Here is a 22,030-nt window from a genome sequence, read left to right as displayed (position 1 = left end):
CGTCTCCCGAGACAGGAAGGTTGGGGAATGGTGTGGGCAACATAAGTCAGGCCGGGCTTTGGGCCAAATAAAAAGGGGCGGCCCTGGCGGGCCGCCCCAATTCGAGCTGGTAACCTGACTTGCTACCAGGTCTTGCCGATCCGGATACCGAACTGACGTGGCTCCAGCAGGAACACGTTAGTATAGAGACCCGACGACGCATCCGTAAGGTATTGCGAAGTGATCTGATCATCCTCGAGCAAATTCTTGACGTAGAGCTCCACTTCGAGGCCTGCGCCTTCATTCGAGAAGGACAAGGACGCGTTCGCGTTCTGCCAGCTGTCGATCTTGTCGGCTTCAAGGTTGAAGATCCGTGAGTACATGTCGGCCTGGTAGTAGAAGTCACCCCGCAAGATGGTGCTCCAGTTTTTGCCCAGTTCCATTTCGTACTGTGCGCCCACCGAGAGGGTGGTTTCCGGTGCGCGAGGCAAGAAGTTGTCCGACACATCCGTCGGGATGCCATTTGGCGCCAGAGCCGGCGTCAGGGCATCTGCTGTTGCCTGCCCCAGATAGGTTGCCAACGTTGCGTTGAGCGCTGTTGGGTTACAAATCAGAGCTGGTGTCCCTTCCAAGGCCGTTCCTGCCGTTGCGGCAAGGAGGGCTTGGACGCCAGCTGCGCTGGCGACACAGTTCTGTGTCGTTGCCGCATCCTTGACGATCAGCCAGTTCGGGTCGCCACCTGTCTGATCATATGTGTCAAGCAAGGACTGATCCTTGAGCTTGGCGCTGAGCAGACCGAGCGTCGTGTCGACCCGGAAATTGTTGGTCATCTGCCAGTAGAATTCTGCCTCGAAACCCGCAACTTTCGCATCCACGTTTTCGTTGATCGAAGAACGATTTACGATCGAGGAGATCTGATAGCCCTTATAGTCATAATAGAAGGCTGCCAGGTTCATCTGGCCCGCACCACCGAAGAGTGTGCTCTTGGTACCGACTTCAAACGCGTTGATGAACTCGGGGTCAAACGTGTTCTTCACTGTGACGAGACCAGCTGATTGTGGCGGGTTGATACCGCCACCCTTGTAGCCCCGTGAGATGAAGGCATAGAGCATCGTATCGTCGGTCGGGCCAAAATCACCCAGTTTCCAGTCGAAGCCGAAGCGGCCAGTAAGTTCCTGGAAGTCGGCTTTTTGAACCGGTCCGCCTTCAAATTCGCCGTTGAGCTGGCCACCGTCATTATAAGTACCGGCAGGGCCTGCTGGTTCAAGCAGAAGGCTTGGCGTGTTCTTCTGGGCCTTCTGGTCATCCGTGTAACGAAGGCCCAGGGTCCATTTGAAGTTGTCGGTCATATTGTAATAGACTTCACCGAAGACCGCTTTTGCGTCCAGCTTATAGGGGCTGTGGCTACGGTAATAGGTGCGGTCGCCGGGTAAACCTGTTGCGACACCGAGTGCTTCAGCGGTGTTGAAGAACACATTATAATCGGTGTCACCTTCTGCGAACAGGCTGAGGGCACCAACCGTGAAGTTGAGCGGACCGTCATAATCAGACTGCAGACGGGCTTCGAAGCTTTTTGTCACGAAAGCCTGGGCCGAACGGTCTGTTGCCAAAAGCGTGTCGGCCGGTACGCGCATGCGGCTATCGAAGGGCAGAGCCTGACCTGTCAGGGCCTCATAACCCAGGAAGTCACCATCCCCATCGCCGTCGACATCGGGTGTCAGGCCCGTGATATTGAATTTAACCGAACCGATGCCTTTGTTGTAATCGTCGGAAAACTCGCGGCTGCTGTCATTGTAAGAACCAAGCAGTGTCAGGGTTAGATTATTATCAAAGTCGTACTGGAACTGACCTGTGATTGTATCCTGGTTGGAGGCAAACTTCGGAATGAGGTTTGTTTCGAATTCCCGCAGGTTGGTCGAGGTTGTGTTGCCAGCGTTGGAGTCCGTTCCGAACGTGCTGTACAATCCGAGATTTGCAGCAAGCACGCCGCCGAGTGTCCCTGCAGAGTTAACGGTTCCAAACCCTGGGCGCACCTGGATCGGATTGCCGTTTCCGTCGCGCGCATATCCAAGGCCAGAGGTCTCGTAGGGCGTACAACCCTGGTTGAACGGGAATGGGCGTGTGTCTTTTGTGCAGAGCTGTTTGGTCGAACGGGTCCGTGTCGAATCCTCTTCATAGGTTTCGTACATGAGCCAGAAGCGGGATTTCTCGTTGAAGTCGCCTCCGATCGTGGCACGGAGGGCGCTCAGGTCGCGACCGTCGACGTCCTGTTTCGTCCCATCCGGCAGGATCGCATCAGAGAAACCGTCGCGCTTCAAGGTGAAACCAGCAAGGCGAATACCAAAATCACCACCAATTGGAATGTTCACGTAGCCGGTCAGTTTTTGCGAGTTGTACTCGCCATAGGAAGCTTGAAGGTTGGCCGAGAATTCATCGTAATTCGGCTTCGCGGTCACCGCGTTCAAAACGCCGCCTGTTGCGTTACGGCCGTACAGTGTGCCCTGCGGTCCTCGAAGAATCTCAACACGTTCGACGTCGAACAATTCCGTTTCGAGAATGTAGGAACCCGAGGATGGAACGCCGTTAATGTGTGTCCCGACCGCGTCATCAGAGGACGCGCCGACAGCTGCATTCACGATACCGCGAATGGAGATCGAGCCGGCCGAGAAGTTGCCTTGCGATGCTTGGAAGTTCGGGATGTTGAACTGAAGGTCAGAACCAGTGTTGATGTTCAGGCGCTCAAGGTTTTCCGGATCAAACGCCGAAACGGCGATTGGAACATCCTGGATACTTTCTGTCCGTTTCTGGGTCGTCACGGTAACGGTAGAAAGTGTTCTTGTGCTTTCGCCATCCTCCTGGGCGACGGCAACCGGTGCCAGCAGGCCCATGGCCAACACGGAAGCGCCAGCCAGCCAGACACATTTCGAGTCTCTGTATTTGGTCATCTAATTTTTCCTCCCCTCGGGCCGGCGGGATTGCTGGCTTCGAGCTGTTCTATGAGCCGTTTCTTTTTGAACGTGCTTCAGAATCCATCGAATGGCAGCCGGGAGGGAAAGTCAATATTTTCAGTTGGAAGGATTGGCCCGGTGGACCCTACGTCAAGGCAAAAAATGAGCGGTGTCCGGGGCCGGACACCGCTCTGTTTGCAAGATTGTGCCTAAAGAGACCTTAGAACCGTGTCCTCAAAGTCACACCGTAAGTCGCGGGATCCTGGATGAACACACCGCGCGCCGTTCCGCGGAGCGGCATGTTGAAGGTCACATTCTTCGTCTGCTCGTCGGTCACATTGTTCCCCCAGATCTCGAACGTCCAGCGGTCGTCCGCCGTGCTGATACCGGCACGAAGGTTCAACTTGCTGTTCGCGTCCTGGATATCGTCTGCGAGCCGGGCACCGGTATCGTCCACGGCCTGGGTCGATGTACGGCGTTCGGATTCGCTGCGAACCGTACCGGTCAGGAAGTAGGGCATGCCGTTGTCGAGCGCGCTCTCCCAGGTCAGGCCAATCAGACCGACCCATTCTGGTGCATTGGTCAGCTTGAATCCGCACAGGCGATTCACAGGGTTCGATGGATCGAACCCGCCCGGTGCGCAGTCATTTGGATAATACGCATCGGTGTAGGTCAGGGCACCATTGGCGCTGAGATTGTCCGTCAGCTGGGTTTGAACTTCAATTTCGACCCCTTTGCTGACGACCTTCGGCACGTTGAACGTCTGGAATTGGGTTCCGGTGAATTCGAGCACCTGGAAGTCTTCCATTTCCTGGTTGAACACAGCCAGGTCGAACCGGCCGCGGCCGTCATTGAACGTCCCTTTGAGGCCGACTTCGGTCGCATCGATCTTTTCAGAGTCGAAGCGTGGATCCGCTCCGCCGGTCGCCGCCGTCGGGTCGAGGTTGAAGCCGCCTGACTTGAAGCCGTGTGTGAAGCCTGCATAGAAGTTCAGGTTCTCGGTCAGCGAGCCGCCGAGTTTCACCGTGTATACCAGCTCCTCATCCTCAAACGTGTCGTTGAACGTCCGAGGCAGTGGCAGGAAGGCTGAGGCCGGAAGGTCGGCTTCGGTGGCGAACGGGAAGCAGGTCAGTGCCAGCGCCGTCGGGGCCAGGGGGGCCACATTGGCAGGGTAGGCATTGGCCACGATACCGTTCGCGATGTTTGCACAGGCCGGCGAGGAAGCCGACATCTGTTCAAACGACCCGTCTTTCGTTTCTTCCACATAGCGAAGGCCGACGGTCAGGTTCAACCGATCCGTCAGTTCAAGGACGTTATGAGTGAAGATGGAGAGAGACTCGCCTTGCTGGTTGAACTTGTTGTCCGCATAGCTGCCGGCAGGGTCGACACCGCCCAGCGCGGCCGGCACATTGCCGCCAAAGCCGACACTGACAGCCTGGGCGCCAAGCGCAGGCACGAGCAGGGCTGAAACATAACGGCCATAGTCGCCGCCAAGCGTCATGGTGGCCCGTTCTTCGATGTCTTCATCCGAATAGTAGGTGCCGAGCAGCCAGTCGAGCCGACCATTGAAGGCCTGGCCCTGCAGGCGCAGTTCATGAGTCGTCGTCTTGATGTCGTCGTAGGACGGCCGGACGCTCGGTGCCGCGAACGGCGCCGTGTTGTCGCCCACAGCATAGACGTCGAGGCTCACATACTCAGAGTGCTGAATGGATTCAGCGTGGAAGTCCCGGTAAGAGCCGATATAGACGAGATCAGCGAAGCCGAGGTTCCAGTCGAGCTGAGCAGAGATGCCTTCCTGCTGGAACGGGTTCTGGAATTGTTCGCCATTGGACGTCAGGCTGTCGAGGGCACGGGGGCCGAAAGCCGAAACACCGCCATTGGCAGGCAGGCCGACAGCCGCATAAATGCCGGCTTCTCCCAGCGGGTCAACGGTGACGATGGCGTCGCAGCACTGTTCATCCGCGTCGGAGTAATCCGCAATCACCCGGAGTTTTGCGTCCGGGGTGATTTGCCAGAGCGCTTGTCCGCGCACCATCCAGCGGTCACGCGTATGGCTTTCTGCACCGGTCGTGCTTTCGACCAGTCCGTCGCGTGTCCGGTAAGCCCCGGAGAGACGCACTGCGAACTTGTCTTCGACAATCGGCGCGCTGAAGCCGCCCTGCACATTCACCAGCCCGTAATTGCCGGCGGTGACGTTGGCAAAGCCGTCCTTTTCACGAAGGTTCGGCGCTTTGGTCGTGATGTTCAGTGCACCGGCAGACGTGTTGCGGCCAAACAGTGTGCCCTGCGGACCGCGCAGGACTTCGATCTGTTGCAGGTCTACAAGGTCACCCAGGGCCACGCCGGGGCGTGACAGGTAAACGCCGTCAAGGAAAACGCCGACCGCGCTTTCCAGGCCGATATTGTTACCGGTGGTGCCGACGCCCCGGATCCGCATGGATGTGCCCTGCGATTCCGTTTGCGTCGAGTTCATGTTGAAGCTGGCCGACAGGTTGTCGAGCGCACGAAGGTCGGCGACCCCCTGGCGTTCAATTTCTGTCGGGCTGATGGCGGTCACTGCCAGCGGCACGTCGAGAATGCTTTCCTCGCGGCGCGTCGCAGTCACTTTCACAACGCTGAGACGTTTGTCTGAGTCAGCGGCGGGTTCGGATGCGGCGGGAGGAGCAGCTTCAACGGTGGTGGCGGTGTTCTGTGCATCTGCTTCCTGTGCCATCGCCGGGGCCTGAATCAGGCTCAATACGGCGGCAGAGGCACCTGCCAGCAAGACGCACTTAGGTTGTCGGTTCAGTTTCAAGTCAAATTCCTCCCCTCGTCCAATGTTCGCGGACAAGATTATTGGTTGTTGGTTTTGGTTTATTTGCGTGCTCTTCTGGCAGGAACACTGCAAATACTACGAAAGGAGGGGCCGCCTCGTCTGTCAACGGGCTACCCTCGCGTAAACATCTGACTATTTTTGATTGCGTGGGTAAAACCACACAGTTTTCCCGGCTTGGCCGGATTTGCCCGGGCTGGTAGAGGCGCGCCATGACCTTGCAGACTTCACCTTCCGTCAACCGCGCGCTCGTCCTTTTTTCTGGCGGACAGGATTCCGCCACATGCCTGGCCTGGGCGCTTGACCGATTCGATGCGGTCGAGACGATCGGGTTCGACTATGGCCAGCGCCACGCCGTGGAACTTTCCTGCCGGGAGAAAGTCCGTATCGGCATGGCCAGCCTGAAAGAGTCCTGGGCGTCGCGTCTCGGCGATGATCACATGATCGACGCTACGGTTCTCAAGAGCCTTGGTGAAACGGCCATGACTCATGATGTGGCTATCGAGACGACCGATGCCGGTCTGCCGTCCACCTTTGTTCCCGGGCGCAACCTGCTGTTCCTGACGCTCGCCGGTGCACTGGGGGTCCGCCGCGGCGTTGGCGTGCTCGTCGGCGGTATGTGCGAGACGGATTATTCCGGCTATCCCGATTGCCGGAACGACACGATCCAGGCCCAGGCCGAAACGCTGCGCCTCGGTCTCGGCAAGCCGATGACGATCGAGACGCCCCTTATGTATATAGACAAGGCGGGCACTTGGGCGATGGCGCTGGAGCTGGGAGGGCAGGGACTGATCGACCTGATCGTGGAGGATACCCACACCTGTTATCTTGGCGATCGCACCCACCGTCATGATTGGGGATATGGCTGCGGCACCTGCCCGGCTTGCGAACTGCGCGCGGCCGGTTGGTACCGCTGGCAGGTGTCGCGATGACCTATTCGGTCAAGGAAGCCTTCTACACCCTGCAGGGGGAGGGCGCGCAGACCGGGCGCGCCGCCGTGTTCCTGCGGTTTGCCGGCTGCAACCTGTGGAACGGGCTGGAGCGCGACCGGGCGAGTGCGGTCTGCCAGTTCTGCGACACGGACTTTGTTGGCACCGACGGCGAGAATGGCGGCAAGTACAAAACCCCGGAAGAAGTCGCCGCGCTGGTCGCTTCGATCTGGAACGCCAATGCGGACACCGCCGGCCGGCCCTATGTCGTCTGCACAGGCGGAGAGCCGCTGTTGCAGCTGGATCCGCCGCTGATCGGTGCGCTCCATGGCGAAGGCTTCGAGATCGCGGTGGAGACAAATGGCACGATCGCGGCACCGGAGGGGCTCGACTGGATCTGCGTCAGCCCCAAGGCGAATGCCGCGCTGGTCCTGAAAAAAGGCAATGAACTCAAGCTGGTTTACCCGCAGGATGAGGCCGAAGCGCAGCCTGAACGGTTCACGGAACTGGACTTTCAGCACTTTTTCCTGCAACCGAAGGACAATTCCGAGGCGGCCCGCAATGTGCAGGCTGCTGCTGCTTACTGTCTGAAGAATCCGCAATGGCGACTGAGCTTGCAAACACACAAACTGACCGGGCTGCCCTGAGCCCTGAGGGCCGCGTGTTCGAGATTACCAAGTCGGTGAATTTCGAGGCGGCGCACTTCATGGGTGGCAAGCCGGAAGGGCATCCTTACCGGAACATGCACGGCCATTCCTTCCGCCTGGAAGCGACAATTGCCGGTGTCGTGAAACCGGGTGAGCAATGGGTCGAGGATTTCGGCCATCTGACAGCTTGCCTGAATGCGACTGCCGAAAAGCTGGATCACAGGCTGCTCAACGAAATCGACGGCCTTGATGTGCCAACGCTGGAGCGGATCTGCCTCTGGGTCGCCGAGGACCTGCGCGAGGCGCTGCCGGGGCTGAAGCGCGTCGCTCTGGCGCGCCCCAGCCTCAACGAGCGGTGTGAACTCGTCCTCTAATTGGCGAGTTCGCCGTCCTTCAGGTCTTCTGCGAAATTCCGGGCGAACCGGTTCGAGGCCCGATTGGCATCGTACCAGGTGGTAATGCCGGTCATTCGCAGGTCATGCTCATACCAGGAATACTCATACTCCCCGGTTTTCTCGCCAGCGTCGTCGTAGGCAACGGCGGAGAGTTTCATGCCGCCGAGGCTTTTTGACAGGCCATAGTCCAGGCCGGGCTGGTCGCCGAGCTGTTTGAAAGTCGGCTTGGACGGTTTGGCATCGACGATGGTGACATCGATCCGGGCCGTGTCCACGCCAGCCTTGTCGAGCTCGCGGGTCAGGTCATCCTTCACGTCCTTGATGAGGTAGTCACCTTCACGGGTGCCGTAATCATCCTGCAGCTTGGTCTGGAAATCGTCAGAGACGGTGACATTGATTTCCGCGGCCATGGCGGCAGGGGCAAGGAGAAGGGCGATAGCGGTGATGGGAACAAGTTTCATTTTCAGAACCTCCATTAAGGTCTCCGATCAACTTACCATCGCCCTGTCTGTTCCCGAAGTCACGCTGATGTGAAACAGGTTAAATCGTGTCCACGAAGACGATCTCGGCGTCTTCGATACTTTTCAGGCGGATCGTCTCGGCGCCGGTGATGGCGGCCCCGTCGCGGGCTTTCAGCACATCACCATTCAGGCTGACCGAGCCGACGGCCAGCACGAGATAGCCATGCCGGCCGGGCGCGACCTCATAGTCCAGCGTATCTCCGGCGCAGAGCGTGGCGCCCATCACCTTGGCGTCCTGCTTGATCGGCAGGGCGTCGCCTTCGCCGTCATTGGCGGCAAACACGGTCCACTTGCCGGAGCGACTGCCTTTCGGGAATTCGCGCGTGCCCCAGCCCGGCTGGCCGCCCTGTTCGCGCGGCAGGATCCAGATCTGGAACAGCTGGCAGGTTTCGTCATCGGCATTCCATTCCGAATGCTGCACGCCGGCCCCGGCGCTCATCACCTGCACGTCGCCGGCCTCGGTGCGGCCGGTATTGCCCATCGAGTCCTTGTGCGTGATCGCGCCTTTGCGGACATAGGTGATGATTTCCATGGACTGGTGCCCATGCGGCGGAAAGCCTGTGTGCGGCTGGATCGTGTCATCGTTCCACACGCGCAGGGCGCCTTCGCCCATGCGGTGCGGGTCGTGATAGCCAGAGAACGAAAAGTGGTAGTTCGCGTCGAGCCAGTCGTTCCGGAAACGGCCGAGACGGTCGAACGGGCGCAGGTCAATCATGGCGGGCTCCTTCAGGTGCCGTATTGCTTCGTGTTGCAGCGAATATGACGTGAAGTGCGCAGGGCTGTAGGGGAGGGCGGCAAACAAGACTTATGCCGCCCCGGAATAAGTGCCCGGTTTACGAGGGTTTTTTCGCCTGATCGCCGTCCTCGTCCGGCTCGGCGATGGCTTCCAGCTCTTCCATGCTCAGCTCGTCATACATCTTCTTGGCCTGGCCTTTCAGGTGCCATTTGGGGGCACGGCCCCGGCGTGCGGCGAGTGCAAGTCCGGCGGCCTGCTGTTCGGGAATCTGTTGTGCGGACATGTCGGCCTCCTGTGTTGTGGTGAAATATCAACGCAGGAAGGGGCGCCCGTGTTCCATCCAGCACGAGCGGCCGACATGGCGGGTGCCATCCGGTGAATAAAGCTGAATTCGGAGGCGGGCCCGGCTAAAGCGGACCCCGGACGTGCACAGCCGGATCGTACCGGACCAGGCCATGACCAGGCATGACCATACCGGACTTAGCCGGATCGTGACGGACTTCGCCGAACGGCACGCGCACAGGCGCGAGACCGGCGCCGCAGACAGCAGGCTGCTCCCAGCGCGGAATGCACGGCGCGTATCCGGACGGTGGGTATCGCTCCGCTCACCCCACCCTACGCATCCTATTTATCGGTGGTTACAACCACTTTGTAATTGGTCTGGCATTGGAACCCACGCGACACCTGACGTTGTTCAGAACTAGCACTCCAAACGCCATCCGTCTTTTGGTACTCCACGACAAAGTCGACGCATGCATACCGGATGTGGTTGGGGCGTGTGACATCAGCAGGGAGTTCTCTCAACGCAACTATGTTATGTTCGGTCGATACTTGAATAGGGCCTAAAAGAGTTGCTAGCCGGTGACCAACCGGGCAACTGCCGGGGATTTTGGCGTGGGTTTCTGTACCGTCGAGGTGACGCTCCACGGAATACTGGCAACCTGAACGATCGTAGTCTTTGCAGACATCAGGAACGGTATTCAGTACTGCGGGTCTGGCTTCATCTGCCAATCGGCAAACATAGTCATCTGGGTGGTCTCGAAGGTATGCTTCAATTGCTGCCTCGGCTTTCGGCGTCAGCTCTTTCTCTGCTCCGTAGGGTCTCAGATACTGTCGAACGCCACTGCCAAAATCCGGACGTCCGTATACCCTATTGTCGAGGGCATCGAACATCTCGCGTTCTAAACGTTCGGCCGTTTCTTGCCGGAATTTTTCAAAACGCATTTGTTCGCGTTCTTGAGTTTTGTCCGCTGAGAACTGGCAGGCGCCCAATGTCAGGAGGAAAACAATGGATGTCTTCCTCCACGACATCTTAAACATCCACCTCCGCGTCCAGCGCGTTCTCTTCGATGAACTCTCTCCGCGGCTCCACCACATCGCCCATCAGCTTCGTGAACATGTCGTCGGCTTCTTCCATATGGTCGACGCGGACTTGCAGCAGGGTGCGGGCGTTGGAGTCGAGCGTGGTTTCCCACAGCTGGTCGGCGTTCATCTCGCCCAGACCCTTATAGCGCTGGACTTTCAGGCCCTTACGGCCGCTGTCGAGCACAGCTTTCAGCAGGCTGCTTGGTCCGTGCACGGTCACTTCGCCGCCCTTGTCCTGACGCAGGATGGCGGGCTGGTCATACATTTCGGCGAGGCCGGCGGCACGCTCGGCGAGGCGCTGGGCGTCCTGGCTGGCGATCAGGGCCGGGGGCAGGGCGATGGTCTCGTCCACGCTGCGCACCGTGCGCTGAAGGACAAGCGCGCCTTCGACGAACCGGCCGGCCCATGTGTCTTCGCCTTCTTCGGCGAAGCGGTTCAGGCGTTCGGCGGTCTTGGCGGCTTCGTCTTCGCCCGCACCGGCGGCCAGGGCCCCGGAGAGGGCGGCATGTTCGATCAGGTCGCCCGAGGCGCGCAGGGCGAGGCGGCGCAGGTTTGCCTGGAAGTTCGAGGCCTGACGCACACGGTCGCGCAGGTCTTCTCCGGCAATCGTGGTGCCATCGGCGAGGATCAGGGATTCCCCGTCGGTGCCTTCGCCGATGAGATAGGATTCCAGCTCCGCATCGTCCTTCACATAGCGTTCGGACCGGCCGCGCGTCACTTTGTAGAGCGGCGGCTGGGCGATGTAGAGATAGCCGCGTTCGATCACTTCCGGCATTTGACGATAGAAGAAGGTGAGCAGCAGAGTGCGGATGTGCGCGCCGTCAACATCAGCATCGGTCATGATGATGATCTTGTGATAGCGCAGCTTGTTGATGTCGAACTCGTCGCGGCCGATGCCGGCGCCGAGCGCCATGATCAGCGTACCGACCTGGTCTGACGACAGCATCTTGTCGAAGCGCGCGCGTTCCACGTTCAGGATCTTGCCGCGCAGGGGCAGGATGGCCTGGTTGTCTCGGCTACGGCCCTGCTTGGCCGAGCCGCCAGCGGAATCCCCCTCGACGATGAAGATTTCGGACTTTGCCGGGTCTTTCTCCTGACAGTCGGCCAGCTTGCCGGGCAGGGAGGTGATGTCGAGCGCAGACTTGCGGCGCGTCAGTTCGCGGGCCTTGCGGGCGGCCTCGCGCGCGGCGGCGGCCTCCACGATCTTGCCCATGATTTCCTGGGCTTCCTTCGGGTGTTCCTCGAACCATTCGGCGAGCTTTTCGCCCATCATGCTCTCGACCACCGGGCGGACCTCGGAGGAGACGAGCTTGTCTTTCGTCTGGGAACTGAATTTCGGGTCAGGCACTTTCACCGACAGGACACAGGTGAGGCCTTCGCGGGCATCGTCGCCGGAAATCTCGACCTTGGCCTTCTTCGCCAGGCCCGTCTCGTTGGCGTATTTGTTGATGATCCGCGTCAGCGCCCCGCGGAAACCGGCCAGGTGCGTGCCGCCGTCGCGCTGGGGAATGTTGTTGGTGAAGCAGAGCACGTTTTCGTGGTAGCTGTCGGTCCACTCCAGCGCTGCCTCGACGGTGATGCCATCCTTCTCGCCGATGGCGTAGACCGGCTCCGGGATCAGCTTGCCCTTGGCCTTGTCGAGGTGCTCGACGAACGCCTTCACGCCGCCTTCGTACATCAGGTCGATCTCGTAGGGCTCGGCCTCACGCTCGTCGCGGAAGATGATGTGCACACCGGAGTTCAGAAAGGCGAGTTCCCGCAGGCGGTGTTCCAGCGTCTTGCGGTCATAATTCGTCATCGTGAACGTGCTGGGCGCGGCGAGGAAGCGCACCGCGGTGCCGGTATAGGGCACGCCCTTGTCGGTCATCGGGGAGTCGCCGCGCGTCTCCAGCGGGGCCTCGACGAAGCCGCCATCGATGAAGCGGACCCAGTGTTCCTTGCCTTCGCGGTGGATGGTCAGTTCCAGCCAGTCCGACAGCGCGTTGACCACGGACACGCCCACGCCGTGCAGGCCGCCGGAGACCTTGTAGGAGTTCTGGTCGAACTTCCCGCCGGCGTGCAGCTGGGTCATGATCACTTCGGCCGCCGAGACGCCCTCGGTCGGGTGCATGCCCACGGGAATGCCGCGGCCATTGTCGGTGATTTCGGCGGAGCCGTCGGGGTAGAGGGTGACCGTCACGCGGTCGGCATGGCCGGCCAGCGCCTCGTCGATGGCGTTGTCCACCACCTCGTAGATCATGTGGTGCAGGCCGGAGCCGTCGTCGGTGTCGCCGATATACATGCCGGGGCGTTTGCGCACGGCCTCAAGGCCCTTCAGGACCTTGATGGAGCCTGCGCCGTACTCGGCATTCTCGCCCTGCGTTTCTTCAGCCATGAGGCTTCCCCGTCGATTCTGTAGATTCGCCTTCAAATATAGGGGATTAACCCCTCAGAGGGAACCGAAACGGGGGTTATTTTACAGCTTAATGATGGTGCAAATTAGCCCTGCAAAAACAAGGTGTTGCAGGGCCAAAATCGGGGCGTTGAGGCGGTTCCTCCGGGATCAGACCTTCGGGGGCGGTTTCCGGTGCTTTTTCAGCGGTTTTCCGCCCTTCTGAAAGGCCGGTTTGCCGCTCTTTGCGGGGCCTTTTCCGGGTCCTTTTCCAGCCGGGCGGGCCGGTTTGCCCTTGCCGCGCATGGGCGGCTTCCAGCCATCCTTGGCGTGCACCTTGGAGAACGATTTGGCCGGCTTTGCAGGCTTCTCCCGGTCGTCCTGGATGTAGTCTGTCTGCGGGGAGGGCGCGCGTTCGGTGGCGGCCGGAGCGTCGTCCCGGGCCGCTTTCTTCTCATAGGGCTTCTTGCCGGAGAATTTGCGCGGGGCATCCGGGTCGAACGGTTTCTTGCGCAGGCGCGGAGCCGGGCGGTCGCTGCGGTCTTCCCGGTCGAACCGGGCCGGTGCAGACGGCGGACCGTCCAGCGGCGAGGCGCGCAGGCCCTTTTCCAGGGTGCCGCCGTCGCCCAGCGCGGCGAAGAAGCGTTCTGCGCCGTCACGGGTCAGCTCGACATGCGTGTCGCCCGGATTGATGCGGATGGCACCGATATCGTCGCGTGACAGGCCGCCCGCCTTGCAGAGGACGGGCAGGATCCAGCGCGCTTCGGCGTTCTTTTTGCGGCCGACATTGAGCTCCACCCAGACGGCATCGTCGAAGCCCTTGCGTTCGGTCTTGTGGCGTTTCTCGCGCGGCTCGCGCTCGGGCCTGTCGCCGCGTTCTCTGCGTTCGCGGCGCTTCGGTGGGGACGTGTCCACGTCGCGCAGGTCTTCGGGCGCTGAGCGGCCTTCACGCTGCTTGCGCAGGAAAGCGGCGGCGACCTGTTCCGGCCCGTGCTGTTCGAGCAGCGCGTCGATCATGGCGCGCTCGCTCTCATGGATGGGGCGGGTGAGGGACGGGTCGCCCAGCAGGCGGGCATCGTCCAGCGCGTTGATCTCATCAGCCGACGGCGGCGTGCCCCAGGTCGCTTCGATCTTTGCGTCGCTCAGCAGGCGTTCGACGCGGCGGCGGGCTTTCGGGGCCACGATCAGGGCGCTGACGCCCTTGCGGCCAGCCCGGCCAGTCCGGCCCGACCTGTGCAGCAGCGTGGCGGAATCCCGCGGCAGGTCTGCGTGGATCACCAGGCCCAGATTGTCGAGGTCGAGGCCACGGGCGGCGACGTCGGTCGCGATGCAGACACGGGCGCGGCCATCGCGCAGGGACTGGAGCGCGTTGGAGCGTTCCTTCTGGCTGAGCTCGCCCGAGAGCGCCACGACCGGGAAGCCGCGATTGCCCATCCGGCTCATCAGCTTGTTCACGGCCGCGCGTGTCGTACAGAAGACGAGCGCGCTTTCGCTGTCGGAATGGCGGACGATATTGACGATGGCGTTCTCTTCATCGCCCGGCGCGACCAGCAGGGCGCGGTATTCGATGTCGCCATGCTGGCGCTGTTCGGATTCGGTGCGGACGCGCTCGGCATCCTTCTGGTAACGGGCCGCAAGGTTCGCGATGCCTTTGGGCACGGTGGCCGAGAACATCAGGGTGCGGCGGGAGTCCGGCGTGCCCTGCAGGATATGCTCCAGCTCGTCGCGGAAGCCCATGTCCAGCATCTCGTCGGCCTCGTCCAGCACAACGACGCGGATGCCGGCGGTATTCAGCGAGCCGCGCTTGATATGGTCCGACAGGCGGCCGGGCGTCCCGACGACGATATGGGCACCGCGGGCGAGCGCCTTGCGCTCGTCGCGCATGTCCATGCCGCCCACACAGGTGGCGAGGCGCGCCCCGGCCGGGCCATACAGCCAGGTCAGCTCGCGGGCGACCTGCATGGCCAGTTCGCGCGTTGGTGCCACGATCAGGGCCAGCGGTGTCTCGGCGCGGGACAGGCGGTCTTCCTCGCCCAGCAGCTCGCCCGCCATGGCGAGGCCGAAGGCAACGGTCTTGCCGGAGCCGGTCTGGGCGGAAACGAGCAGGTCACGCCCGGCGAGCGAAGGCTCGATCACGGCAGACTGGACCTGGGTGAGGGCGTCATACCCCTTATTGGAAAGGGCTTCGGCGAGAGCCGAGGGAACGGACGGATAAACGGACATGGAATGGCTTTCGGGGGTTGGACTGTCAGGGATCGTCATCGAGGCACGATCGACCTGTCAGAGGGATTTTGCCCGCCTATGACACGTTTTTGCGCGCTGCACCATGGTCGCACGCAGGCTGTTCGTTAACGGTGGGGGCGATGTGAAAGGCCCGGGTCCCGGATAAACGCGCCACGTTTTCCGGGGAAAGCCATGTGTGAGGGACCGCGCGGCGCGTCATCCCGGAAAGCCCCTAGATGGGCTTTTCGCAGGAAATGGCGACCGGCACGATACGTCCGGCCTCATAATTCCGTTTCAGGTTCGCGAACTTGTCGCGGGCCGTTTCGCCCATGATCAGGGCCAGCGTAAGCGGCGGGCGCGGCTGGCTGGCCTGTGATGCTGCCTGTGCTGCTGCCTGTGCGAAGAAGGCATCGGCGATGTCGCGGCGCGGTTCGGACTTTGTTACGGCGAACCCGGCAGAGCGGAGGGCCTCTTCATACTGCTGCGGAGGGCGGACAAAACTGCTTGCCTGACTGCCGGCCCAGGGGACGGGGAAAGCGAGCGGCGTTGTCTCGTCTTCGCCGCGCATGATGTCATAGACCAGAAAACGTCCGCCCGGTTTCAGAACCCGGAAAACCTCGTTGAACAGGGCCTGCTTGTCCTCGATGTTCATGCCGACATGGAACATCCAGCCGAGATCGAACCTGGCCGTTTCGAACGGCATGTCGAGTGCGCTGCCGCAATGAAGCAGGACTTTGCCGTCCAGCTTAAGCCAATCCGTCAGTGTTCGGCCCGCGCGGATGAAACTGTCCGTCAGGTCGATGCCTTCGACCGTGCAGCCAAACTGCGCCGCAGCATGACGCGACGTGCCGCCGGTTCCGCAGCCGACATCCAGCGCGCTGTCGGCCGGACGGATATTCAGATCGCGCAACAAGGTGTCTGTGGCCATGCGGCCGCCGACATGGAATTCCTCGATCGGGGCCAGCACGTCCGCCGTGACCGTCTCCGGCGACAGTCCGGCATCTGACAAAGCGGCTTCGATGCGGGCGATCAGGTCTGGCGCATCATAATGGGTGCTGACGGTCCCGCTCATAGGGATCAGACTTCGACCAACAAGGTCTCTATGCCACGGAAGAAGGGCAGGGCGCGCCAGGCGATGTCCTGTTCCGGCAGTTTCATGTCCGGATAGCGTTCGAACAGTTTCTGATAGACGCGCCGGGCTTCCATACGGGCAAGCGGTGCGCCGATGCAGATGTGCGGGCCGCCGCCGAAGGCGACATGGCTGGCGCGTTTCTGCGTAATGTCGAACGTGTCCGGTGCCTCGAACGTCTCTGCGTCGCGGTTGGCGGACGCGAGCGAGCAGAACACGACCTGGTGTTCCTTCACCGGGCAGCCGGCCACCGGCTTGTCGGCTTCGGCGATCCGCGAGGTCGCCGAGACGGGCGCTTCAAAGCGCAGCACTTCCTCCACCGCCTGCGAGGCGAGGCCGGGATCGGCCTTCAACGCGGCGAGCTGTTCCGGATGGGTCAGGAACAGCCAGACGCCATTTCCGATCAGGTCTGTCGTGGTCAGGTTCCCGCCGACCAGCAGGGCCTGAAGATTGATGCGGACTTCATCATCCGACAGCGGAGCATCCCCGGAGGCCTGCAACTGGACCATATCGGTAATGAGGTCGTCGGCGGGGGCCTCGCGGCGGCGCTCCATCAATTCGGCGAAATAGGCTTCCAGCGCGGCGCCGCCAGCCATCATGCGCTCGGTCTCTTCCGGGGTGCGAACCGGGTTGAGGCCGAGGATCACGGCCTCGGACCAGTCGCGGAAATCGGCGAGGCGTTCCTCGTCGACCCCAAGGATGCGGGCGATGACCGTCACCGGAATGGGCACGGCGATCTCTTCCATCAGATCGAACACGCCGCTGGCGGGCGCGGCTTCGATGGTTTCATCGACGATGGCTTCGATCTGGTCCTTCATCTTGTTGATGCGGGCGTAGAACGCCTTGGCCAGCGGGGGGCGGACGCGGGCATGATCCGGGTTGTCCATGAACAGGATGGAGGTACGGCGCGGATTTTCCTCATCGACCAGCTGGCGCGAGATCGAGCCTTCCTCCGCATTCAGCGGATGACGGATGAAGCTGCGGTCGTTGACCGTGGTGCGTACGTCGCCATAGCGTGTGAGGAACCAGGCCTTCGCCATCTCGTCGCGCATGACCGGACAGTTTTCGCGGAGCGCCTTCAGGGGCGGGTGCGGATCGCGCCGCGCCTCTGGCATGAAGGCGGTCACCTCGATAACGGACTTGGGGACTGAAGGTGCGGAGCCCTGATCGTCGGCCATTAATTCCTCCCGGATTTTTTTAAATTTCGGGGAAGATAGCACAGACCGGCGTTCTCGCGCAGCCTGTCGCAGCGTCAGGCCATGGAGCGCGGGATACAGCTGGCGGTTGCCTGAGCAAGCAGCTTGCCGTCTTCGCTGCGCAGGAAACCCTGTGTGAAGATGGCCTGGCGGCCCTTGCGGACGACTTCGCCGCGGCCGAGAAGACGCACGCCAACTGGCACGGGGCGGATGAAACTGACCGTCATCTGCAGGGTCGGCGCCATGGCCGGGCCATCCTGCACGATCGAGCCGGCAATGCTCATGATTTCGTCCAGCGCGGCGGTCACGAAGCCGCCCTGCGCCGTGCCGCCGGGATTGGTGGCCTGGGCCGGCAGGCAGAAAGCGGCCTCGGCCCAGCCTTCCGTCTCATCGAAGGCAATCAGGTCCAAACCGACAAAGTCTGTCGCGGGCGGGCGTTTGCCTTCACCGAGCATGCCTTCCCAATAGGCGCGTTTGTCGAAACTCATTTGGCGAGGCGTTTGAACGGCATCGGGATGGCCGTGGCGGACGCCTTGGCGACCATCTTGCCGTCCGGGTCAAAACATTCTGCTTCCATGAATGCGGCGGACTTTCCCAGACGCACGATGCGGGCATCGACATACGCCTTGCCGGGCATCAGCCGGGTCAGGAAGCTTGTCTTCATTTCCAGTGTCGGCGCCGTCATGGTGACGTTGGAGGCGATGATGACACAGGTGCTCATCGCTTCATCCAGCATGGCGGAGATGAAGCCGCCCTGCACGGCGCCGGTCGGATTGGCGAAGGACGAACTGACGTCGAACTCCATCCGTATGCGCATCGCATCCTGCTCGACCTCTGTGAGCGTCATGCCCAGCGTGTCGGAGCAGGGGGGACGCTTCTTCGAGCCCTGGAAGCGGGCCAGCATGTCAGCGTCGCTGATGCGGGGTTTTTCAGTATCTGCCAATCGTCTGGCCTATTTGCGGCGGAATGCGTCGAGGTTCACGACGGTGCCGGCCTCGCCCGCTGCAGCTTCGCCTTCGCTCTCGTCGTCATTCGTCTCGGCCAGATCGGAAGCCGGGGAGATAACGGTCGCGTCCTTGTCCTGTGCCTCGAAGGTCAGGCCGAAATTCACGGACGGATCGACGAAGCGCGTGATCGCGGCATAGGGCACGAACAAGTGCTGCGGCACGCCGGAGAATTTCAGGATGATCTCGAAATGCCCGTCATGCACTTCCAGGTCCCAGAACTGGTGCTGGACCACGATGGTCATGTCGACCGGGAATCGTTCGGTCAGGTAGTCGGCCATGCGCACGCCCGGCGCCTTGGACCGGAACGTGATGTAGAAATGGTGGTCGCCGGGCAGGCCGCCGTTTGCTTTTGCACGCTTCAGCGCCTCGCGGACCACGCCGCGCATGGCGGCCTGAGTGAGCGCTTCGTAACCGATATAATCCGTCATGGCCCGGTGCTGATCCCCATTAAATTTCTGGCTTGTTCTTTTGTTCACAATATTCCTCCCGCCGCGTGCGGGCAACGGGCTTCGCACAATGCGCGAGCAAAAAGCTGCACTTCGCGCGCAGGCGCACACGGCGGCCGGAATGCCTCGGGATTGCAACGCTCTAGCGGGGGCAGCCGTTCAGTAATTGGCGGGTGGATCGCTCGCCGGGAAGGATTCGTCGCTCTCTTCATCGACCTTGTCCCAGTTTTCGGGCGGGCTTTCCATGCTTTCAGGCCCAGCCGGGCGAATCTTCCGGTCGTCCGTTTCGGTGTCGTGATTCTTGCCGGATTGTGGGCCGGATTGTGGGCCGGATTGGGGGGATGTTCCGCCTTTTTGGCCAGCTTCTTGGATCGTCTTCTGGTCAGTCATTTGAGTCTCCTCCTTTCTTGGGGAGTAAAGACTCAACGTGCCAGGCGGTGAAAAGTTGCACGGGGGCGGGTGGCAGGGGCCAGCCTATGGTCAAGCGGCGATGGCCCGCTTAGGTTTCAAACCAGACAAGAGATCGAGGGAAGGAACAGCCATGCAGATGCCGGAGAAGGGGCGCGACTGGGCCGATGTGCGCCAGGAAATGATCAGCCGCGGCGGAGGCGATGCGCAATGGCGCGACGGGCGTACGGCCGTTTACGTCTTCAATGCCGGCCATGAGGTCGAACAGGTCCAGCAGGAAGCCTATCAGCTCTATATGGCCGAGAACGGGCTCGGCCCGCTGGCTTTTCCGAGCCTTGCCCAGATGGAGAAGGAAGTGATCGGCATGGGCCTCGGCCTGTTGCACGGGCCGGAGGGGGCGACCGGTGCGATGACGTCCGGCGGTACGGACTCCATCACCATGGCGATGAAGACCGCGCGCGATTATGCCCGCGCGCAGGGCAAACCTCGCGAGGGGCAGAATGTCGTGCTGGCGCAATCGGCCCACCTTGCCTTCGACAAGGCCGCCCATTTGATGGATATCGAGATCCGCCGCGTGCCGCTGAAGACGGATGGCAGTTATGAGGCAGACCCCGCCGCGATGGGCGAGGCAGTGGATGAAGCGACGGTGATGATGGTCGGCTCGGCGCCGAACTTCCCGCATGGCATTATCGACCCGATCGCTGAACTGGGCGAGGTCGCCGCGAAAAAGGGCGTGTGGCTGCATGTCGATGCCTGCGTCGGCGGATACTTTGCGCCCTTCGCGCGGATGAACGGCGTGCCGGTGCCAGCCTTCGACTTTGAAGTTCCCGCTGTCCACTCGATGAGCGCGGACCTGCACAAATATGGCTATTGCGCCAAGGGCGCCTCAACGGTGCTGTTCCGCTCCGAAGAGCTCTACAATTACATGCCGTTCGATCTGGCCGGTTGGAGCGGCGCGCCGATGAAGACGCCGACGCTGGCGGGCACGCGGCCGGGCGGCGCGATCTCAGCTGCCTGGGGCGTGATGAACACGCTGGGCGTCGAAGGCTACAAGCGCCTGCAGGGGCAGGTCTGCGCGACTCGGGAAAAGATCGAAGAGGGTGTGAAGCGCCTCGGCTTTGACATCGTCGGCAATCCGATGCTGGGCCTGATGGCCTTTTCCCATCCGGACGCCCATGCCTTTGCGATCTATGGCGAGATCTTCCGGCGCGGCTGGTTCACGTCAGTCACCAAGGAACCGCCGAGCCTGCACCTGATGCTGAGCCCCAAGCATGCCGATGTGGCGGATGCCTATCTTGCCGATCTTGAGGCGAGCCTCGCAGCGGTGAGGGCGGGCAAGGACGGCCCCAAAGTGGAAGCGCGTTACAGCTAGGGACAGTCCGGCGAGGCCCGCACCTAAAGAATCGGGCTGGCGAGGCGCAGGATGTTTTCGAGGAATTTGTGCCACTCCGGGCGCTGTTCCCATCGCGCCGGGTCCAGCGGTGTGCTTTCCGGCAGGTAGGTGTCCGAGTGCTTCCACAGCGTGGCACTGGTGGCGGCGTCATAAATGACCATGGTCAGCTCAAGGTTCAGGTAGAAGCTGCGCATGTCGATGTTCACCGTCCCGAACAGGGCGATCTCGTCGTCCACCAGGATCAGCTTTGTGTGCAATAGGCCGCTGCGATACCGGATCAGGCGCACGCCGGCGCGCAGCAATTCCTTGTAGGATGACTGGCTGGCAAACTGGGCGAGGCGGGAATCGATGCGTTCCGGCACGATGATCTCGACTTCGATCCCGCGCTTGGCGGCTGAGACAAGGGCAAGCTGGACCGAAGGATCCGGAATGAAATAGGGCGAGACGATGCGTAGCCGCCTCTGCGCGCTGAAGATCGCCGAGACGAGGACTTCATAGATCGTGGAGTTGCGCATTTCCGGGCCGGACGGCAGCACCTGCATGGACACAGGCGTGCCTTCGCCCCCGCCCACTCGGGGCACGATGGGAAGGGCATTCAGGTCGGCCCGGCCAATCTGGTAGCCAACGCTGTCGAACAGGAAGTCCGACAGGCAAACCGATGTGAGGGCATCGACGACAGGGCCTTCGACACGCATCATCATGTCGACCCATTGGCCAACACCGCGGTCAGCCTTGAACAGTTTTGGGTCTGCGAGGTTGTAGCTGCCGACATATCCGACGCGCTGGTCGCAGACGAGAATTTTGCGGTGATTGCGCAGGTCGGACCGGCGGAAGAAGGACGAGAACAGATTGACCCGCAGGGAACGGACGATCTGTACGCCCGCCTTCTTCAGCCGCGTTGGCCAGTGTGACCGGAAGAAGGGCTTGGAGCCGAAATCGTCCGCCAGGATCTTGCAGTCGACGCCCCGCTGCGCCGCCCGTTCGACCGCGGCCAGCACATCCCCGACGCGGCCCGCCGGGTCGAGGATATAGAATTCGAGGCAGATGCTGTCCGAGGCCGCGTCGATATCGGCCTGCATGGCGGTATAGAGGTCACCGGCCTCCGCGAAGAATGCCGGAGACAAACCGGTGAGGACGGGAAAGCCGGTATCGGCCTGGATCGAGCGGGACAGTGCCGCGTAGCGGGGAACGCTTGCGATGTCTGGCGGGATGCCGGCGTCTTTCACGCTGAAGACCTGCATGAAAAACGAGCGAAGGCGCTCGCCCATCTTCATGCGCCGCCCGCCCAGCCGGTGGTCGCCGAACAGCACATATAGCGCGACACCCACCACCGGCAGGCCGAACAGCAGGAACAGCCATGCCAGGGTCGTGTTCACGGCCAGCTTGCGGTAAAGCAGGCGCACTGCTGCAAGGACCGACAGGGAGAAGTGCACGAGAAAGGGTATGGAACTGAGAAGAGGAATCATGTGCCCAGCCTGACAATTCGTGAAGCCTTACCCTGTCCTGTCCGAACCGCCAAAGGAAG

General features: G+C 61.5%; 19 protein-coding genes. 4 read left to right on the top strand and 15 right to left on the bottom strand.

Annotation, left to right across the window (positions count from 1 at the left end; genetic code table 11):
* Positions 1-122 precede the first annotated feature (122 nt).
* The gene (locus HY26_RS00460; protein WP_112072718.1) at positions 123-2,924 is read right to left on the bottom strand and encodes a TonB-dependent receptor; all 2,802 of its coding nucleotides are present in this window, start codon (positions 2,922-2,924) and stop codon (positions 123-125) included.
* A 223-nt stretch (positions 2,925-3,147) separates the two neighbouring features.
* A complete protein-coding gene (locus HY26_RS00455; RefSeq protein WP_158531378.1) occupies positions 3,148-5,640 on the bottom strand; it encodes a TonB-dependent receptor in 2,493 nt (830 codons plus the stop codon).
* A gap of 311 nt (positions 5,641-5,951) precedes the next feature.
* Here HY26_RS00455 and queC point away from each other — a divergent pair, with 311 nt between their 5' ends.
* Genes queC through HY26_RS00440 form a run of 3 tightly spaced genes read left to right on the top strand, consistent with a single transcriptional unit; the run spans position 5,952 to position 7,689 of the window.
* On the top strand, positions 5,952-6,671 hold the full coding sequence (gene queC / locus HY26_RS00450; RefSeq protein WP_112072716.1) for a 7-cyano-7-deazaguanine synthase QueC: 720 nt from the start codon (positions 5,952-5,954) through the stop codon (positions 6,669-6,671).
* The gene (gene queE, locus HY26_RS00445; RefSeq protein WP_112072715.1) at positions 6,668-7,315 is read left to right on the top strand and encodes a 7-carboxy-7-deazaguanine synthase; all 648 of its coding nucleotides are present in this window, start codon (positions 6,668-6,670) and stop codon (positions 7,313-7,315) included. Before queC ends, queE begins: the two co-directional genes overlap by 4 nt.
* Positions 7,270-7,689, top strand: a complete 420-nt coding sequence (locus HY26_RS00440) for a 6-carboxytetrahydropterin synthase (protein ID WP_112072714.1) — start codon at positions 7,270-7,272, stop codon at positions 7,687-7,689. The genes queE and HY26_RS00440 overlap by 46 nt, the downstream gene beginning before the upstream one ends.
* Here the strand turns inward: HY26_RS00440 and HY26_RS00435 are convergent.
* From HY26_RS00435 to HY26_RS00380, 12 genes are all read right to left on the bottom strand, one after another.
* Positions 7,686-8,171 (bottom strand): hypothetical protein, encoded by a 486-nt coding sequence (locus HY26_RS00435; RefSeq protein WP_035571882.1) that lies wholly within the window; start codon positions 8,169-8,171, stop codon positions 7,686-7,688. The two genes, HY26_RS00440 and HY26_RS00435, sit on opposite strands and share 4 nt — an antisense overlap.
* A gap of 79 nt (positions 8,172-8,250) precedes the next feature.
* Positions 8,251-8,946, bottom strand: a complete 696-nt coding sequence (locus HY26_RS00430) for a pirin family protein (RefSeq protein ID WP_112072713.1) — start codon at positions 8,944-8,946, stop codon at positions 8,251-8,253.
* 118 nt (positions 8,947-9,064) lie between these two features.
* Positions 9,065-9,250, bottom strand: coding sequence for a DUF3008 family protein (locus tag HY26_RS00425; RefSeq protein WP_112072712.1), 186 nt, complete (start codon positions 9,248-9,250; stop codon positions 9,065-9,067).
* Positions 9,251-9,591: 341 nt separating this feature from the next.
* Positions 9,592-10,287 (bottom strand): hypothetical protein, encoded by a 696-nt coding sequence (locus HY26_RS00420; protein WP_146740145.1) that lies wholly within the window; start codon positions 10,285-10,287, stop codon positions 9,592-9,594.
* On the bottom strand, positions 10,280-12,706 hold the full coding sequence (gene gyrB, locus HY26_RS00415; protein WP_035570397.1) for a DNA topoisomerase (ATP-hydrolyzing) subunit B: 2,427 nt from the start codon (positions 12,704-12,706) through the stop codon (positions 10,280-10,282). Before gyrB ends, HY26_RS00420 begins: the two co-directional genes overlap by 8 nt.
* Before the next feature lie 168 nt (positions 12,707-12,874).
* Entirely contained in the window at positions 12,875-14,926 is a 2,052-nt protein-coding gene (locus tag HY26_RS00410; RefSeq protein WP_112072753.1) for a DEAD/DEAH box helicase, read from the bottom strand.
* Between the two features lie 232 nt (positions 14,927-15,158).
* Positions 15,159-15,998, bottom strand: a complete 840-nt coding sequence (locus HY26_RS00405; protein ID WP_112072710.1) for a class I SAM-dependent methyltransferase — start codon at positions 15,996-15,998, stop codon at positions 15,159-15,161.
* A gap of 5 nt (positions 15,999-16,003) precedes the next feature.
* Positions 16,004-17,233: a cytochrome P450 gene (locus tag HY26_RS00400; protein WP_035570403.1), complete on the bottom strand. Its 1,230-nt coding sequence runs from the start codon at positions 17,231-17,233 to the stop codon at positions 16,004-16,006.
* Positions 17,234-17,307: 74 nt separating this feature from the next.
* On the bottom strand, positions 17,308-17,739 hold the full coding sequence (locus HY26_RS00395; RefSeq protein ID WP_112072709.1) for a PaaI family thioesterase: 432 nt from the start codon (positions 17,737-17,739) through the stop codon (positions 17,308-17,310).
* On the bottom strand, positions 17,736-18,194 hold the full coding sequence (locus tag HY26_RS00390; RefSeq protein ID WP_112072708.1) for a PaaI family thioesterase: 459 nt from the start codon (positions 18,192-18,194) through the stop codon (positions 17,736-17,738). Before HY26_RS00390 ends, HY26_RS00395 begins: the two co-directional genes overlap by 4 nt.
* A gap of 9 nt (positions 18,195-18,203) precedes the next feature.
* Complete coding sequence (locus HY26_RS00385; protein WP_112072707.1) at positions 18,204-18,686, bottom strand: SspB family protein; 483 nt, start codon at positions 18,684-18,686, stop codon at positions 18,204-18,206.
* 177 nt (positions 18,687-18,863) lie between these two features.
* Positions 18,864-19,094 (bottom strand): hypothetical protein, encoded by a 231-nt coding sequence (locus HY26_RS00380; protein ID WP_035570410.1) that lies wholly within the window; start codon positions 19,092-19,094, stop codon positions 18,864-18,866.
* Positions 19,095-19,245: 151 nt separating this feature from the next.
* Between HY26_RS00380 and HY26_RS00375 the strand changes: the two genes are divergently transcribed.
* Positions 19,246-20,484 carry an aminotransferase class V-fold PLP-dependent enzyme gene (locus HY26_RS00375; protein ID WP_112072706.1) on the top strand — a complete coding sequence of 413 codons (1,239 nt, stop codon included), beginning with the start codon at positions 19,246-19,248 and terminating at the stop codon, positions 20,482-20,484.
* 23 nt (positions 20,485-20,507) lie between these two features.
* On the opposite strand, the gene cls is transcribed toward HY26_RS00375, so the two are convergent.
* Positions 20,508-21,971: a cardiolipin synthase gene (gene cls, locus HY26_RS00370; protein ID WP_112072705.1), complete on the bottom strand. Its 1,464-nt coding sequence runs from the start codon at positions 21,969-21,971 to the stop codon at positions 20,508-20,510.
* Positions 21,972-22,030 lie beyond the last annotated feature (59 nt).

Origin of the sequence: Hyphomonas sp. GM-8P (genome assembly GCF_003263315.1) — a bacterium.
Taxonomy (GTDB): Bacteria; Pseudomonadota; Alphaproteobacteria; order Caulobacterales; family Hyphomonadaceae; genus Hyphomonas.
The sequence above is the reverse complement of the archived record's forward strand: the minus strand, read 5'-3'. Positions and strand labels throughout refer to the sequence as shown.

What these genes read in the sequence shown, in the direction of transcription:
- HY26_RS00400 (WP_035570403.1), bottom strand. Translation starts at nt 17,233, where the DNA reads ATGGCCGACGATCAGGGCTCCGCACCTTCAGTCCCCAAGTCCGTTATC.
- HY26_RS00385 (WP_112072707.1), bottom strand. Translation starts at nt 18,686, where the DNA reads ATGACGGATTATATCGGTTACGAAGCGCTCACTCAGGCCGCCATGCGC.
- HY26_RS00380 (WP_035570410.1), bottom strand. Translation starts at nt 19,094, where the DNA reads ATGACTGACCAGAAGACGATCCAAGAAGCTGGCCAAAAAGGCGGAACA.
- HY26_RS00430 (WP_112072713.1), bottom strand. Translation starts at nt 8,946, where the DNA reads ATGATTGACCTGCGCCCGTTCGACCGTCTCGGCCGTTTCCGGAACGAC.
- HY26_RS00435 (WP_035571882.1), bottom strand. Translation starts at nt 8,171, where the DNA reads ATGAAACTTGTTCCCATCACCGCTATCGCCCTTCTCCTTGCCCCTGCC.
- HY26_RS00460 (WP_112072718.1), bottom strand. Translation starts at nt 2,924, where the DNA reads ATGACCAAATACAGAGACTCGAAATGTGTCTGGCTGGCTGGCGCTTCC.
- HY26_RS00405 (WP_112072710.1), bottom strand. Translation starts at nt 15,998, where the DNA reads ATGAGCGGGACCGTCAGCACCCATTATGATGCGCCAGACCTGATCGCC.
- queC (WP_112072716.1), top strand. Translation starts at nt 5,952, where the DNA reads ATGACCTTGCAGACTTCACCTTCCGTCAACCGCGCGCTCGTCCTTTTT.
- gyrB (WP_035570397.1), bottom strand. Translation starts at nt 12,706, where the DNA reads ATGGCTGAAGAAACGCAGGGCGAGAATGCCGAGTACGGCGCAGGCTCC.
- HY26_RS00395 (WP_112072709.1), bottom strand. Translation starts at nt 17,739, where the DNA reads ATGAGTTTCGACAAACGCGCCTATTGGGAAGGCATGCTCGGTGAAGGC.
- HY26_RS00440 (WP_112072714.1), top strand. Translation starts at nt 7,270, where the DNA reads ATGGCGACTGAGCTTGCAAACACACAAACTGACCGGGCTGCCCTGAGC.
- HY26_RS00425 (WP_112072712.1), bottom strand. Translation starts at nt 9,250, where the DNA reads ATGTCCGCACAACAGATTCCCGAACAGCAGGCCGCCGGACTTGCACTC.
- HY26_RS00410 (WP_112072753.1), bottom strand. Translation starts at nt 14,926, where the DNA reads ATGTCCGTTTATCCGTCCGTTCCCTCGGCTCTCGCCGAAGCCCTTTCC.
- HY26_RS00455 (WP_158531378.1), bottom strand. Translation starts at nt 5,640, where the DNA reads ATGGCACAGGAAGCAGATGCACAGAACACCGCCACCACCGTTGAAGCT.
- cls (WP_112072705.1), bottom strand. Translation starts at nt 21,971, where the DNA reads ATGATTCCTCTTCTCAGTTCCATACCCTTTCTCGTGCACTTCTCCCTG.
- queE (WP_112072715.1), top strand. Translation starts at nt 6,668, where the DNA reads ATGACCTATTCGGTCAAGGAAGCCTTCTACACCCTGCAGGGGGAGGGC.
- HY26_RS00420 (WP_146740145.1), bottom strand. Translation starts at nt 10,287, where the DNA reads ATGTTTAAGATGTCGTGGAGGAAGACATCCATTGTTTTCCTCCTGACA.
- HY26_RS00375 (WP_112072706.1), top strand. Translation starts at nt 19,246, where the DNA reads ATGCAGATGCCGGAGAAGGGGCGCGACTGGGCCGATGTGCGCCAGGAA.